General features: G+C 35.2%; 10 protein-coding genes. 7 read left to right on the forward strand and 3 right to left on the reverse strand.

The annotated features are described in order from the left end of the window. Positions 1 to 245: 245 nt before the first annotated feature. Positions 246 to 3,116: a triple tyrosine motif-containing protein gene (locus tag H600_RS0110075; protein WP_026728675.1), complete on the forward strand. Its 2,871-nt coding sequence runs from the start codon at positions 246 to 248 to the stop codon at positions 3,114 to 3,116. 44 nt (positions 3,117 to 3,160) lie between these two features. On the opposite strand, the gene H600_RS0110080 is transcribed toward H600_RS0110075, so the two are convergent. Continuing rightward, positions 3,161 to 4,447, reverse strand: coding sequence for a UDP-N-acetylmuramoyl-tripeptide--D-alanyl-D-alanine ligase (locus tag H600_RS0110080; protein WP_026728676.1), 1,287 nt, complete (start codon positions 4,445 to 4,447; stop codon positions 3,161 to 3,163). A gap of 117 nt (positions 4,448 to 4,564) precedes the next feature. Further along, positions 4,565 to 6,250, reverse strand: a complete 1,686-nt coding sequence (gene gldJ, locus H600_RS0110085; RefSeq protein WP_026728677.1) for a gliding motility lipoprotein GldJ — start codon at positions 6,248 to 6,250, stop codon at positions 4,565 to 4,567. Positions 6,251 to 6,463: 213 nt separating this feature from the next. On the opposite strand from gldJ, the gene porU reads away from it, so the two are divergent. The 6 genes from porU to H600_RS0110115 all read left to right on the forward strand — a co-directional run bounded on the left by porU (position 6,464) and on the right by H600_RS0110115 (position 16,853). Then, positions 6,464 to 10,300, forward strand: coding sequence for a type IX secretion system sortase PorU (gene porU / locus H600_RS0110090; RefSeq protein WP_026728678.1), 3,837 nt, complete (start codon positions 6,464 to 6,466; stop codon positions 10,298 to 10,300). 42 nt (positions 10,301 to 10,342) lie between these two features. Continuing rightward, a complete protein-coding gene (gene porV / locus H600_RS0110095; RefSeq protein ID WP_026728679.1) occupies positions 10,343 to 11,542 on the forward strand; it encodes a type IX secretion system outer membrane channel protein PorV in 1,200 nt (399 codons plus the stop codon). A 74-nt stretch (positions 11,543 to 11,616) separates the two neighbouring features. Next, positions 11,617 to 12,099 carry a cytidine deaminase gene (cdd, locus tag H600_RS0110100; protein WP_026728680.1) on the forward strand — a complete coding sequence of 161 codons (483 nt, stop codon included), beginning with the start codon at positions 11,617 to 11,619 and terminating at the stop codon, positions 12,097 to 12,099. Positions 12,100 to 12,257: 158 nt separating this feature from the next. Beyond that, positions 12,258 to 13,256 (forward strand): pyruvate dehydrogenase (acetyl-transferring) E1 component subunit alpha, encoded by a 999-nt coding sequence (gene pdhA / locus H600_RS0110105; RefSeq protein WP_026728681.1) that lies wholly within the window; start codon positions 12,258 to 12,260, stop codon positions 13,254 to 13,256. 4 nt (positions 13,257 to 13,260) lie between these two features. After that, complete coding sequence (locus H600_RS0110110) at positions 13,261 to 14,913, forward strand: pyruvate dehydrogenase complex dihydrolipoamide acetyltransferase (RefSeq protein WP_026728682.1); 1,653 nt, start codon at positions 13,261 to 13,263, stop codon at positions 14,911 to 14,913. A gap of 92 nt (positions 14,914 to 15,005) precedes the next feature. Next, positions 15,006 to 16,853, forward strand: coding sequence for a hydrolase/aminopeptidase (locus tag H600_RS0110115; RefSeq protein ID WP_026728683.1), 1,848 nt, complete (start codon positions 15,006 to 15,008; stop codon positions 16,851 to 16,853). 221 nt (positions 16,854 to 17,074) lie between these two features. Here the strand turns inward: H600_RS0110115 and H600_RS23290 are convergent. Beyond that, positions 17,075 to 17,212 (reverse strand): integrase core domain-containing protein (locus H600_RS23290; RefSeq protein WP_157509898.1); only part of this gene is annotated, 138 nt, incomplete at its 5' end.

Genomic DNA, 17,212 nt, shown 5'->3' on the forward strand with positions numbered 1-17,212 from the left:
CAAATTTTTACACATTACAAAAACACATCATTTATTTTTTAATTATTTGATTTACAATATTTTAAAAATAAAATTTAAGATGTTATCAAAATGTTAATTACAAAAATAAACACTACAGTTGTATAAGATTGCTTATTTTTATCAATAAAATGTGTTTCTACAACGAGATAGTAGTAAAAAAACTATTGTAAAACACTACAAACAAGACAATTAGAAAGCAAAGACCCAAAAACACCAAAAATTTTATGAAATTGACAAAATCATATTTTATTATTATTTTTTTTACATTATTTACAATTACCTTTTTTGGACAAGTTAAAAACATAGGGCTTCCAGATGTAAGAAATTACAAGCGAAATGAATATAAAGGAGGAACACAAAACTGGAGTATAGATCAAGACAAAAACGGAAATTTATATTTTGCCAACAATAATGGTTTACTACAATTTGATGGATCGTCTTGGAGAAAATATCCTCTGCCAAATCGTACTTCTGTGCGATGCTTAAAAATTAGTCATGACGGAAAAATTTTCGTAGGAGGATACAATGAGTTCGGCTTCTTTAAACCAAATGAAAAAGGAAAGCTTCAATATACATCATTATCTCAAAGGGTCGACAAGAACAAAATCAAGATTATTGATTTCATCTGGAAAATTCATTCATTCGACAATCAAACCATTTTCCAATCATTTGCCCGTGCTTATGTTTTCAAAAAAAATAAGCTTACAATATTAGAAGCACCAAAACGATTTCAGTTTTCTTTTGTAGTCAATAACAGATTATATTTTCAAGATATAGAAAAAGGAATTCTTGAATACAAAAACGGAAAACTTTACACATTGCCAAACACTACAAGCCTCAACAATACAGAGATTTGGGGAATGTACGGTTTGGCAAAAGACAAAACCTTAATAATAACCTTGGAAAAAGGCTTATTTGTATATGAAAACGGAATTGTGAAACCTTGGAATACCGAAGCCAATAATTTTGTCAAACAAAACAACTCTTTAGGCGGCGTCACAATAAATAATCATTTCATTGTTCTAAATTCAGTATTGGACGGAATTGTCATTTGCGATTATAACGGAAAAATAATCCAGCATTTAAATCGAAAAAAAGGATTGCAGAACAATACCGTTCTTACTTCCTTTATAGACAACAAGAATAATCTTTGGCTTGGTCTTGACAATGGTATCGCGTTCGTCAATGAAGGATCTCCATTTACTTATTTTGGCTTCAGTTACGATATTAGCACCGTTTATGCGTCTGTCATACATCAAGGAAATTTATATGTAGCAACAAACCAAGGGGTATTTTATCACGCTTGGAACAATAGCTTTAAAGAGGACACTTTTAAACTTGTCCAAGGAACTACCGCACAATCATGGAATGTACAAATAATTGACAATGAACTAATTTGCTCCAATAACCGTGGAGCATTAGTCATAAAAGGCGGAGCGGTTACTAATATAATAGATACTAAAGGTTATTTTGGCTTTAAAAAAATCCCCAATCATCCAGGTTATTTTATCGGTTCTAATTATGATGGTTTTGCCATTTTTCAAAAAACTGCAAATGGATTGGCTCACAAAAATCAAGTTATTGGCTTTGATAAATCTTCAAACAATTTTGAGCTTGACGATTCTTATTTATGGCTCAAAAAAGATGAATCAATTTACAGAATGACGCTAAGCAATGATTTGACACGATTTTCTTCTATCAAAAAAATCGATCAATTGACTTCACAATATAAAAACATTGGAAGTATTCAAAAAATTGATAACCAGCTATATTTTCAAACTAATAACCATTTTTACAAATATTCAAAGGAGCAAGATTTGTTTTATGAGGATAAAAATCTATCGAAATTATTTAAAAACATTCCGGTCATTAACAGTTTAAGCCAAGATTCGCAGTCCAATTTATGGTATGCGTTTGATGAATCTTTAGGTGTTTTAATGAAGAAAAATAATTATTATACCAATATAGTAGCACCCTTCTCGAATTTGACCGGAAACTTAGTAGCCAATTACTTATCCGTAAACACCATTGACTCAAAAAACATTTTTATTGGACTAACTGATGGATTAGCACACTATAATCCAGAATTGCTTAATAATTTTGTTACCAAACCAAAAGCATTTATCCGAAGTTTTTCATTTCCTGGTGACACCATAATTTTAGGAAATAATCAGAATAAAATTGAAAATGTTCGAATTCCATATTCATCAAATCACGTTCGTTTCACTTTTTCATCGCCTACATATGAAAATCTAGAAAATGTTGAGTTTTCATATCAATTAGAGCCTTTTGATGACAAATGGAGCAATTGGTCAACTATTTCTATAAAAGAATATACAAATCTTCGTGAGGGCGAATATATGATGAAAGTAAAGGTCAGAAACAGCTACGGAATCCAATCGGAGCCGTCTACCATTTCCTTTACCGTTTCTCCGCCTTGGTATCGCCATTTCTTGGCGCTGATTTTGTATTTTGTTCTCATTATAATTGCCATCTACGTTATTTCAGACAGAATTAAAATGAAGATCAGGAAAAACAAATATTATGAAACAATTGAACAAAGAAGATTATATCTTGAAAAAGAATCAAAAATCAGACAAGAACAATATGACCTTGAAAAAGAGATCGAAAAACTAAAAAATGACAAGCTTCAAATTAAAATCTTAGCAAAAGATAAAGAGCTTGTAAACAATTCTCTTCAGGTTGTGAAGAAAAACAAAATCTTAAACGGAATTATCCATAAACTGAAAGAAATTGATATTGAAGCACTAGATGATTCTACTAAATTTCAAGTCAGCAAACTTAACAAAAGTATAGTAAAAGAAGTAAATACAGATAAAAGCTGGAAAGACTTAGAAAAACACATTAAAAACGTTCATTTTGAGTTTTTAAAGAGGCTAAAAGAGAAATACCCAACAATTTCTCCACGTGAATTAGACTTGTCGACTTATTTATTAATGAATATGTCTACAAAAGAAATTGCCGAAATTATGAACATTTCGACAGGAGGAGTTGAGTTAGCACGATATCGCCTAAGAAAAAAGTTAGGATTGAATAAAAAGGAAAACTTAATAGGGTTCCTGATGAGCATTTAAACAAAAAGCCATCAGCCGTAGACTGCGGCCGATGGCTTTTCTATTTATGAAATATATTCTAATGTCCGTTCCAAAGCCATTCCTCTGGAGCCTTTTATCAAAATAGTATTGTTTTTAAAATCAAGTGTTTTTAGATAATCAGAAAAATCAGCAAAGGTTTCAAAAAAATGAAGCTTACTATTTGAAACTTTATTTTCAAAAAAAGATTTCCCAATCAAATAACAAACCGACTTGTCCTGGTTAGACAAAGAATCAACTATGATTTTGTGCTCGTGCGGGCTTTCAGCACCTAATTCAAACATATCGCCCAAAATCATTATTTTATTCTGATTATCCAACTGCAAAAAATTTGTGATCGCCACAGCCATACTACTCGGATTTGCATTGTAGGCATCCAGAATAATTTGATTTGAGCCCTTTTTCAACAATTGGGACCTATTATTCTCCGGAATATAATTCTCAATTGCTTCTTTTATAGCCTGATCAGCAACCTTAAAGTAATGACCAATAGAAACTGCAGCATTTATGTTATTTGAATTGTATAAACCAATTAAATGTGATTCAACATTAAAATTTTCGTAATTAATGACAACAAATGGATTTGCCTCAATACTTACGATGTTAACATCGGCTTCAGCTTTATTCAAACCGAAAGTAAATGATTTTATTCCAACAGATTTTTCAATCTGAATAGAATCTTCAAGATTTACAAATGCCGTTTTATGCTTTTTTGCAAGATATTGGTACATCTCACTTTTACCCTGAATAACACCTTCAACACCACCAAAACCTTCTAAATGGGCCTTCCCAAAATTGGTGATATAACCATAATCAGGCTGCGCTATTTCACATAAAAATTCAATTTCTTTTTTATGATTTGCCCCCATCTCCACAATTCCGATTTCAGTTTCTTTATTAAAAGACAACAAAGTCAATGGAACCCCAATATGATTATTCAAATTTCCAACAGTAGCCTTTGTTTTAAATTTCTTTGACAAGACAGCATTGATTAGTTCTTTCGTAGTGGTCTTTCCATTACTGCCCGTCAAAGCTACAATTGGCAGTTTCAAATAAGACCGATGATACTTGGCTAATTCCTGCAAGGTTTCTAAACTATTTTGAACTAAAATAGTTCTCTCGTCTATAAAATACGATTCATTGTCTATAACAACAAATAAAGCCCCTAATTTCAGAGCTTCCTCTGCAAAAGTATTAGCATCAAAATTTTCGCCTTTGATTGCAAAAAACATAGAATCCTTTTCAATTTTTCGAGTATCAATTGAAAGTGATTTACATTGCAAAAACAGATTATGAATGTCCTGAATATTCATTTATATTATTTTTAATAGATGATAAAAGTAGAAAAAAAACAATAAAAAAATTCCAAATTCCAGACTGAATATTCAGCTTTTGGAATTTGGAATTTTTTATATTGGAATCTTTAAATCTTAATTCCTTGGTGATTTTCTTTTTTCAGATTTAGATCCTACTCTTGACATTGCACATCTGAAACCAATGTAATCAGTTGCCATATCTTGAGGGAAATATCTTCTTTGAGCTGGATCCAACCAATAAGCTCTATCTCTCCAAGAACCACCTTTGTAAACTCTTACCTTATCATCGATTAAAGTAGTACGTTTGCTAGAGCTGTCATATTTTCTGATCATTTTTCCTAAACTGTCAGTTGTTACATTATGCTTAGGAGAGTTGTACATAGCTTGGTCAGCTTTTGGCCCAGACTCTGAATCACCGAAGTCAAAATATCTAGAAGATTGTTTATCACCATCTCTATAGTTGATATTGTTACTTGTACTGAAATTTTGTCTCAAATACGTTTCTTGTTCATCAACTGGAACTTGAGCAATTTCTCCTGGAAGATTTCTTGCTATAACTTTACCGTTGCTTAAAGTATCGTATTTAATATTAGATGTTGTAACGATTTCAATTTTACCATCTTTGCCAATTTTATTTTTAGCATAAAGGTTACCTCTAAAGTAATTGAAATCATTTGCTTCATTATCAATAATAGGTCTATAAACGTCAGCTACCCATTCTGCAACGTTACCTGCCATATCGTACAATCCGAAATCATTAGCAGCATAACTTTTTACTTTATTTGTGATATCGGCTCCGTCATCAGACCAACCTGCAATTCCACCGTAATCACCATTTCCTTGCTTAAAGTTAGCCAATTGATCGCCTCTGTTTTTACGTTTTGATGAACGAGTGTAATCTCCAGACCAAGGATATTTCTTTTGTCCTTTGTAAATATTGTATTCTCTTTGTCCAACATCAGCTGCAGCAGCATATTCCCATTCTGCCTCAGTAGGAAGTCTATATTCTGGCAAGATTACACCAGAAGAACGTTGTGCGTAAACATTTTTCTCTTCTGGAACCACTCCATCTTTACCAGCTTTTGGTCTTCTTCCAGTAGGGTTTTTCTTCAATACGATCTCTTCGCTTCCACCACGAGATGTACTAGGAGACATTAAATATGCTTCAGTGTTGAATGCATTTTCAGCAGTAACATCACTTGTTTTAGCACCTTTTTTAAGATACCCGTCTTTTTCTAAAACAGCTTCGTTTACACGATCAGTTCTCCATTTGCTGAATTCAACAGCTTGAATCCAGTTAACACCAACTACAGGGTACTCAGCATAAGATGGGTGTCTTAAGTAGTTGTTAGTCATCGTTTCGTTATATCCTAAACGATTTCTCCAAACTAAAGTATCTGGTGATGCTCCTTCGTAAATGTTTTTGTAATTTTCTTCTGTTGGCGGGAAAACTTTCTTTAACCACTCAAGGTATTCTAAGTACATACCATTAGTAACTTCGGTTTCATCCATATAGAATGACTGAACGTGTTGTTGAGTTGGTGTGTTATTCCAATCGTGCATAACATCATCCTGTACTTTACCCATTGTAAATGTACCTCCTTCAACAAAAACTAAACCAGGACCAGCCTGTTGTTTTTTTCCTGCATTTCTAGCAGCCGTTCCATTCTGACTATCTACATCCCACCCAGTCGCTCGAGAAGCGTGAGAGGAACTCGATTTTTTGCTACAACTAGCCGTGCCCAACATCAATACTATTGACATCATTAATTGCAAGACTACAATTTTGTTTACTTTCATACTCATTCTTAGGTGATAAATTTAGGTGCTGCAATATAATAATTAACATTTAATTAGCAACATCTGTTCTAATAATTTTATTTAGCTGTTTTTTACCAGAAAATAACCTATAGTTACGAACGCAAAAATATACTTTTTATTATTTACTATAACATGAAATACTATATTTTTACTTACTAAAATATTTTGCAATCAATTTCGTTTTCTGTACCTATGAAACAAGTCTTAATCTTATATTTTTTTTTAGTTCCGATTTTTGCTTTTTCTCAGACAAATGGAAGCTTCACAATAGATTGGCAAGGCAAAAAAGAAATGAGTTTTGGCGATTTCAAAACCATCATTCCTTATTTTTCTGGAAGCAGTTTTCGATACGATACTACTAAAAAAAGCATAACACTATTGCTAAATCTCAGCGAAACGAGCTTTACAGCAAACTCTTCAGTGCAGATTTCCAACATTAATTACGAGACAATTTCCATTACTGATATTGGCGATTTAAACCCTGAAAACATCCCCGAAAAACCAAATGAAACGTTAAAAATTACCTCTTCAAGAGACAAAAAACAACTTTTTCTTTTACTGTCACCAATAGTTAAGGACGGAAACAGTTTTAAGCGAATAAGATCTTTTTCTTATTCTCCCAATAGCGCAACATCAAAAAGCAGTGATGCTTCATTATTCCAGAAATCCGCCGCAATCTCTAATTCTGTTTTAGCATCAGGAGATTGGTATCGTTTTTACATCGAAAAATCAGGGGTTTATAAAATATCCAAATCTTTTTTGCAAAGTTTAGGCTTTGACCCAAGCAAAATAGACCCAAGAAGAATAAAAATATACGGAAACGGAGGAAGAATGCTTCCTTTAGCCAACAGCACTTATTATCCAAATGATTTAACTGAAAATGCTATTCAAATTATTGGAGAAGCTGACGGAATTTTCAACAATGAAGACTACATCCTTTTTTATGCCGAGGGTGTTGATATATGGAATTCAGAAAGTCAGACAAATCTTAATTTATTCGACTCAAAATCATATTATTACATCACAACCACAGGCGGAGATGGAAAAAGAATCTCTCCCCTTAACCAACCAACAGGCAATACTACTTTAGAACTAAATACGTTTGATGACTATCAATACCATGAAATTGATCAGACCAATATTGCTCATTTGGGTCGTCAATGGTTTGGAGAATCGTTCGACATCAATCAAGAACAGGAATTCACTTTTACGATTCCTAATATAGACGCTTCTGTACCTGTAAAAATCGAAGTTGTTGCAGCATCCGCAGCCTTCACCACTACTTCTTTTGCTGTGAGCGCAAATGGGCAGAATATCGGAAACATCAATTTTAACGCATTAGTCTCAAGTTCAGATATTAAGTTTTACACAGGAAAATTACCTGTAAATGCTACATTTACAGGTGCCGAAAACACCAAAATCAAACTTACTTATAATAATAATGGTGTACCGGGATCAAAAGGATATCTCGATTACATTAATATAGTTGCAAAAAGAAAACTGCTTGGAACTGGAAAACAATTCAAATTCCAATATGATTTGGCAGGATCAACAGTTGGAATTGCAAATTACACCATCCAAAACGCCGCAGGAATATCACAAGTTTGGGACATTACAGATCCTTATAATGTATCTAAAATTGAAAATTCAAATCAGACTACTTTTAGCTTCAAGGCGTCATTAGGCGAAATCAGAAAATATATTGCCATCGATGCTTCAGATTATTTAACACCTTTAAAAGAAAGCCAATCTAAAGTTGCCAATCAAAACTTGAAAGGAACTCTATTCAAAAATGCTCAGAACAGCTTCCAAGATATCGACTATGCTATTATTTCGCCAAAATCTTTGGTTTCACAAGCTGAAAAACTAGCCACTTTTCACCGCAATTATTCTAATTTGAATGTAAAAGTTATTGCTTTGGAAAACATCTATCAAGAATTCTCTTCTGGAAAACAAGATATTGCTGCAATTAGAAACTGCATCAGATATATTTATGAAAATGCTTCTTCATCAGACAAAAAAATCAAATATGTAAATTTATTTGGAGACGCTTCATATGATTACAAAGACCGAATTACAAACAATACCAATATTGTTCCTATATATCACTCCTTAATCAGCAATACTACAGGAGAAGCCTCTTTTGCGTCTGACGACTTTTTCGGACTGATGGATGCCGACGAAGGAAATATCACCAATTTTTTTGGCGGAATAGACATCGCTACTGGCAGAATGCTGGTCTCTGATAATGCCCAAGCCAGCGAAATGGTGAATAAGGTTTTAGAATATCACGACACAAAATCATACGGAAATTGGCGAAATAATTTTGTCCTTATAAGCGATGATTCAGACCAAAGTTCTGATGCCACGCTTCAATCGCGCCAAAATAATCTTGCAGATTTAATTGGCACTCAAAAACCTTTTTTGAATGTCGACAAAATAATTTTGGACTCGTACACTCAAGAAGCTTCTGCTGGAGGATCGAGGTACCCAAAAGCCAGAACTGATTTGTTTGATGCTTTTGAAAAAGGCGCCTTGGTTTTTAATTATTTAGGACACGGTGGCGAAGACGGCTTAGCCAGCGAAAGAATTTGGGAAAAATCAGATGGGCAAAACCTAAACAATCAGTACAAATATCCTTTATTTATCACAATTACCTGCGAATTCTCCAGATTTGATGATCCTACTCGACCAACTGCCGGAGAATATACTTTCTGGAACCCAAAAGGAGGCGCAATCTCGATGCTGACCACAATTCGTGCTATTGGTCAATTTAACGCCGAGAATTTCAATGACAACTTAAGCAAAAATTTACTTTCGTACGGATCAAATCAATACACTACGATTGCAGAAGCGCTTCGAATTTCAAAAAATGAAAATCCGAGCTCTTCCAGCAATGTTATTTTTTACATTGGAGATCCTGCGCTAATGCTTGCTATCTCGAAACCTAGAATCAATTTAACAAAGGTAAATGACATTGCAATTTCTCAGGCAATTCCCGACTTAAAATCGCTTTCTAAAATCAAAATTTCTGGCGAAATCACAGATGAAAACAACACTCTTCTCAGTAATTACAACGGAGAACTAGCAACTGCGATTTTTGACAAATTGATTACAACATCGACTTTAAACAATGATGGTTTTAGCCCTGCAATGTCTTTCAAAACACTCGGCGAAACTATTTTTAGAGGAAATGCATCTGTTACTAACGGACAATTCGAATTTAGTTTTGTTGTCCCCAGAGACATTCGCATACCAGTCGATTATGGCCGAATCAGCTTTTATTCGAAGAAAAACCAAGCTTTAGAAAACCAGACAGGATACAACACCACTATTAAAATAGGAGGCATAAATGAAAATGCTCCTCAGGACAATATTAGCCCAAAAGTGAAGTTATATATGAATGACGAAACATTTGTTTCTGGCGGCATCACAAATGATTCGCCATTTCTATTAGCTTTTCTGGAGGACGAAAACGGAATTAATACGGCGAGCGGAATTGGGCATGACATTGTAGCAATACTGGATGGAGACGTCAGCAATCCCTATATTTTGAACGATTATTATCAAACAAAATTAGACGATTATACTAATGGAAATTTACGCTTTCCGCTTCGAAATTTAAAAGCTGGACTGCATACTATAAGTTTCACCGCTTGGGATGTTTACAACAATCCTGTGACAAGTGAAATACAATTTATTGTTGTTGGAGATGAGTCATTATCTTTAACCCACGTTCTTAACTATCCAAATCCCTTTTCAACCTACACTCAGTTTTGGTTTTCGCACAACAGACCTTACGAACCGCTGGAAGTTCAGGTACAGGTCATGACTATTACAGGGAAAGTAGTCTGGACAACAAACCAAATTATTACGACAGAAGGATTTCTTTCAAGAGAAATCACCTGGGATGGAAAAGATGATTATGGAGATCGAATTGGTAAAGGAGTTTACATCTATAAATTGACAGTAAAATCAAATTTGACGAATAAAAAAGCAGAAAAGTACGAAAAGCTTGTCATCTTATAATATTATATATATTTGCACCACCAAAAAACATTAGTCCCATAAATGAAAAAAATATCACTTTTATTAATTTACCTTTTAATCATATCCTACGCAAAAGCACAAGATAGACCTATTACCACCGGAGTTCCCTTCTTATTAGTTGCCGCTGACGCAAGAGCTGCAGGTTTAGCAGATCAAGGTGTAGCTACATCTTCAGATGTTTTTTCTCAGCAATGGAACCCTGCTAAATATGCATTTTCTAAAGATGCACAAGGGCTTTCTATCAGTTATACTCCATATTTAACAGATTTAGCAAATGATATTTCCCTTGGCCAATTAACTTATTACAACAAAATCAGCGATCGAAGTGCCTTTGCAGGAAGTTTTCGCTATTTTGGTTTTGGAGACATCGAATTAAGAAGAACCGGCGACCCGAATGAAGTCCCAAATATTGTATCCCCAAACGAATTCGCCTTAGACGGATCTTATTCGCAAAAACTGAGCGAAACATTTTCTATGGCCGTTGGCGCAAGATATATTCGCTCTAACCTAAAAGTAGCTTCAGAAGATGTAGATGCAACTGCGGGAACATCATTCGCTGTTGATGTTGCAGGATTTTATCAATCTGAAGAAATAGCATATCGTGATTTCAATGGTCGATGGAGAGCAGGTTTCAACTTCCAAAACATGGGGCCAAAAATAAGCTATGACAATGACGATTTAAGCTCAAACTTTTTGCCTGCTAACATGCGTTTAGGAGGAGGATTTGATTTTATTCTTGACGATTACAACAAATTTGCAGTTAGTGTTGAACTCACAAAATTACTTGTACCAACTCCTCCGGGACAACAAGCAGCAGTAGACTTAAACGGAGATGGCGATTTTACTGACCCAGGAGAAAGCGCACAGGAACAAAACACAATTGCCTACAATAAATATAATGACATAGGATGGTTTCAAGGAATGTTTAAATCTTTTGGAGATGCACCAGGTGGGTTTAGTGAAGAAATAAAAGAAGTTACCTATAGTATAGCTGGAGAATACATGTACCAAGATTCCTTTGCGTTTCGTGCAGGATATTTCCACGAAAGCCCTGAAAAAGGAGCAAGACAATTCTTCTCTTTAGGCGCTGGTTTCAAATACAACATCGTAAAAGTTGACGTATCATACTTGTTCTCAACTTCAAAAGTAAAAAATCCGTTAGAAAACACACTTCGTTTTTCTTTAACGTTTAACTTTGGAGACAAATATGAAGAATATTAAACGATCTAAATAAAAAACAACAACAATCCAAATTTCTATTTTTAGGAATTTGGATTTTTTTTCCTCAAAATACAATGAAAGAAATAAGCATTACATCATCATTTACAATTTACGACAGCATTAATGAACTTTCTCAGGAGGTACAGGATTTAATGAATCAGGCAATCGAAATTCGTAAAAAAGCTTATGCCCCCTATTCTCAATTTAGAGTTGGAGCAGCGTTGCTTCTCGATAACGGGAAAACAATTCTAGGTTCCAATCAAGAAAATGCTGCCTATCCATCAGGACTATGTGCCGAAAGAACTGCAATTTTCTACGCAGGAAGTACCTATCCCGAAGCCAAAATTTTAAAAATAGCCATTTCAGCAGCTTCAGACACCAATCAAACCACTGCTCCTATTCCGCCATGTGGCTCTTGCCGACAATCAATTGCAGAATACGAAATCAAGCAGGACACCCCTATAGAAATCTATTTTATGGGCGAAATTGGTGAAGTTTACAAGTCAGCATCCCTTAAAAATTTGCTTCCTTTTATGTTTGATAAAAAGTTCTTGTAAAAAAAAGCCAAAAAGTAGCGTTTAAATTTTAGTTCTTAAATGTAATGTCTTATTTTTGCATCCCGACCTTTCGGGCGCAAATTTGTGGGAGGAAACTATTTTGCGTTATAGGCAACAATTGATAACACAAACAAACTTTAGCAAAAGAAAGAATTCAGATGAAAGAAGTTACAAAAGAGGTGTATTTAAAGTGGTACGAAGACATGCTACTTTGGAGAAAGTTTGAAGACAAACTTGCAGCATTATACATTCAACAAAAAGTTAGAGGTTTTTTACACCTATATAATGGTCAGGAAGCTGTATTAGCGGGAGCACTTCACGCTATGGACCTGACTAAAGACAAAATGATTACTGCTTACAGAAACCACGTTCAGCCAATTGGTATGGGCGTTGATCCAAGAAACGTAATGGCAGAGCTTTTAGGAAAAGCAACCGGAACTTCTAAAGGTATGGGAGGTTCTATGCACATTTTCTCTAAAGAGCATGGTTTTTACGGAGGACACGGAATTGTAGGTGCTCAAATTCCTGTGGGAGCTGGTATTGCTTTCGCAGACAAATATTTCAACACTGGCGGTGTTACTATGACTTACTTTGGTGATGGTGCCGCTAGACAAGGTTCTTTACACGAAGCTTTTAACATGGCTATGTTATGGAAACTTCCAGTTGTATTTATCGTTGAAAACAACGGTTATGCAATGGGAACTTCTGTAGAAAGAACTGCAAACCACACTGACATTTGGAAATTAGGTTTAGGATACGAAATGCCTTGTGGACCAGTTGACGGAATGAATCCAGTTAAAGTTGCTGAAGCTATGCACGAAGCTATCGAAAGAGCACGTCGTGGAGATGGACCAACTTTCCTTGAAATGAAAACGTACCGTTACAGAGGACACTCTATGTCTGATGCACAATTATACCGTTCTAAAGAAGAGGTTGAAGAGTACAAAAAAATCGATCCAATTACGCAAGTTCTCGATGTAATCTTGGATCAAAAATATGCTACTGAAGAAGAAATCGAAGTAATTGACCAAAGAGTTAAAGACTTAGTTGAAGAGTGTGCGAAATTCGCTGAAGAATCTCCATATCCAGACTTGCAACAATTATACGATGTAGTATACGCACAAGAAGACTATCCATTTACACCTCATAAACTATAACATCATGGCGATTAAAGTAACAATGCCTCGTTTGAGCGATACTATGACGGAAGGAACGGTAGCGACTTGGCTTAAAAAAGTAGGCGACAAAATCAGTGAAGGAGATATCTTAGCTGAAATTGAAACAGACAAAGCAACAATGGAGTTCGAATCTTTTAACGAAGGAACTCTTTTACATATCGGAATTCAAGCTGGAGAAACTGCTCCAGTTGATTCATTATTAGCTATCATTGGTAACGAAGGAGAAGATATTTCTGCTCTTTTAGCTGGTGGTGATACTCCTGCTGCCAGTTCCGAAGCTTCGGAACCAAAAGCGGATGCACCTGCTGCTGAAGCAAAAACAGAAACTGCTGCTCCTGCAAAAGCAGCAACTGAATTACCAAAAGGTGTTATTGTAGTAACAATGCCTCGTTTGAGTGATACAATGACTGAAGGTACAGTAGCAACTTGGTTGAAAAAAGTTGGTGATACTGTAGCGGAAGGTGATATTTTAGCAGAAATTGAAACTGACAAAGCTACTATGGAGTTTGAGTCTTTCAATGCTGGAACATTATTATACATCGGAATTCAAGAAGGAAACACTGCTCCTGTTGACAGCTTATTAGCGATTATTGGACCTGCTGGAACTGATATTTCTGGAATTGCTGAAAATTATACTGCCGGAGGCGCTGCACCTGCGAGTGCTCCTGCTGCAGAAGAAACAAAAGCTGCTCCTGCTGCTGAAAAAGCACCAGAAGCTGTAAACAATACTTCAGATGGAAGAATTTTAGCTTCACCTTTAGCTAAGAAAATCGCTTCTGATAAAGGAATCTCATTAAACCAAGTGAAAGGTTCTGGAGAAAACGGACGTATCGTAAAAAGCGATATCGAGAACTTTACTCCATCTGCACAAGCACAACCTGCTGCTGCTGCACCTGCTGCAAAACAAGAAGGTTCTGCTCCTGCTGCACCAAAAGTATTCGTTCCTGCTGGTGAAGTTTACACAGAAGAGATCAAAAACTCTCAAATGCGTAAAATCATTGCAAAACGTCTTTCTGAATCTTTATTCACTGCTCCTCACTACAACTTAGTGATCGAAGTAAGCATGGACGAGGCAATGCAGGCAAGAGCTGCCATCAATAGCGTTCCGGATACAAAAGTATCTTTCAACGACATGGTAATCAAAGCTTGTGCTTTAGCATTGAAAAAACATCCAAAAATCAACTCTACTTGGAAAGAAGATGCCATCATCATCAATCACCACGTAAACATTGGTGTTGCTGTAGCAGTTGAAGACGGATTAGTAGTTCCTGTATTGAAATTTACTGATGCAATGAGTTTATCTCAAATTGGCGGTTCAGTGAGAGATCTTGCTGGAAGAGCTAAAAACAAAAAACTTGGACCTCAAGAAATGGAAGGAAGTACTTTTACAGTATCTAATCTTGGTATGTTTGGTATTACTGAATTCAATTCAATTATCAACCAGCCAAACTCTGCAATCCTTTCTGTAGGTGCAATTGTTGAGAAACCAGTAGTTAAAAACGGTCAAATCGTAGTAGGGAACACAATGATGCTATCATTAGCTTGTGACCACAGAACAATTGACGGTGCAACTGGCGCTCAGTTCTTACAAACATTAAAACAATACATCGAAAGCCCAGTTACAATGTTGGCGTAATTAGTTGTTAATTTTATAATTAAATCCCGTTTTGTTTATTCAAAGCGGGATTTTTTGTTTAATTTTCGTCCTCAAATTCAAAACCTCACAATATGAAGAAACTAATTCTTGTAGCTTTATTTCTGACAGCAATTGCCTGCCAGAAAAAAGAACAAACACAAAAGACTACAGCCGTTGTCGATGAACACAGTTATTCAAAGCCAGAACTTGCTGTTGTAAAACATCTTGACCTTGATATTAAAGTTGATTTTGACACACAAACTATTTCAGGAAAAGCATCTTGGACAATTGACAATATCAGCAAAGGAAACGAAATTATTTTCGACGAAAACACATTAAACATCACAAAAGTTACTCTTGGAGACGACGAAAAAGAAACCAAATTTGAACTTGGAAAAGACACTGAATTTCACGGAAAACCGCTTCATATTACTATTGAACCGAATACAACCAAAGTAAATATTTATTACAATACAACTAAAGATGCTATTGCATTACAATGGCTAAAACCAGAACAAACCGCAGATAAAAAGAAACCTTTTTTATTCTCTCAAGGAGAAAGCGTTTGGTCAAGAACTTGGATTCCATGTCAGGATTCTCCGGGAATTCGTTTTACTTATAATGCAAAAGTTACGGTTCCTAAAGATTTATTGGCTGTGATGAGCGCTGTAAATCCGCAGAAGAAAAACGATACTGGAGTTTACACTTTCAAACAAGACAAAGCAATTCCGTCTTATTTAATGGCAATTGCTGTTGGAGATATCGAATTTCAAGCGATCGATAATAGAACAGGAGTTTACGCAGAACCATCAATGCTTAAAAAATCGGCTTATGAATTTGCTGAACTTGGAAAAATGGTAAATGCTGCTGAAAAACTATACGGCCCTTACAGATGGGGACGCTACGATGTTTTGGTTTTACCTCCAAGTTTTCCTTATGGCGGAATGGAAAATCCAAATCTAACTTTCTTAACCCCAGGTGTTATTGCTGGAGATCGTTCGCTTACAAGCTTGTTAGCACACGAATTAGGACACAGCTGGAGCGGAAACCTAGTTACAAATGCTACTTGGGATGATATTTGGTTAAACGAAGGCTTCACCACTTATGTAGAACACAGAATTGGAGAAGCTATTTTCGGTAAGAAAGAATTTGAAATGCAAAATGTTATCACAAACAAAGAATTAACCGATAACATTGCAGAATATGGCGATACAAATCCAGACACAAGATTAAAAGTTAGTTTGACAGGAAGAAATCCAGATGACGGAATCAGTCAAATTCCTTATGTCAAAGGATATGCTTTTTTAAGAGTTATTGAAAACGCTGTTGGACGTGAAAAATTCGATCCGTTTATTAAAAATTATTTTGATTCTCATGCTTTTCAATCTATTACTACAGAAGATTTTGTAAAGTATTTAAATGAAAATCTTATCAAAGGCGACAAAGCTTTAGCTGATAAAATCCAATTGGACAACTGGATTTACAAACCAGGAATTCCATCAAACATTCTTCCGGTAAGTTCAGCTGATTTTGATGCTATTGATAAAATCCAAAAAAGTCGGAAAGAAACTGGCGTTACAGGTTTAAGCAAAAAAATCACCACTACAGCCGAAAAACAACATTTTATTGATCATCTTCCTGCTGATATTACTGCAAAAGAAATGGAAGCGATTGACAAGGAATTCAACTTTACAAAAGGCGGGAATTTCATTATCAAACGTCAATGGTTTGTTCAGGCATTACGTCATCAATACAAACCTGCTTATCCTGCAATTGAACAATTTTTGATTGGAATCAGCAGAACAGGTTCTGTAATGATGCTTTATAAAGAAATGGTTAAAACTCCTGAAGGAAAAGTTTGGGCAAAACAGGTTTTTAATAAAGCTAAATCGGGTTATCATGCTACTACTATTCAGGCTGTTGAAGGTGTTTTGAAATAGTATTCAATCACAGTCGCAGTTTTCAGTGCCAACTGAGACTGAATACTGTGACTGAAAACTTAAAAAAATCCTCGTTTACAAATTGTATTCGGGGATTTTTTATGCGTACTATTTGTCATTTCGAAGAAGGAGAAATGTTCGCAAGAAGCTCGACAAAGATTAGATTCTCATTGCGGAGTTACTCGCGAAGATTTCTCCTTCGTCGAAATTGTAAAAGTCACTTATTTCGGTAACGGATTTATCATTTCAATTGGTTTTTTTCCATCAATTCCCTGATGTGGTCTTTCATGATTATAATAGTATAAATATTGCAATAATTCTTCTTTTAGTTCTTCTTGAGAATCAAAATCAGTATCTCT

Source organism: Flavobacterium denitrificans DSM 15936 (assembly GCF_000425445.1).
Taxonomy (GTDB): domain Bacteria; phylum Bacteroidota; class Bacteroidia; order Flavobacteriales; family Flavobacteriaceae; genus Flavobacterium; species Flavobacterium denitrificans.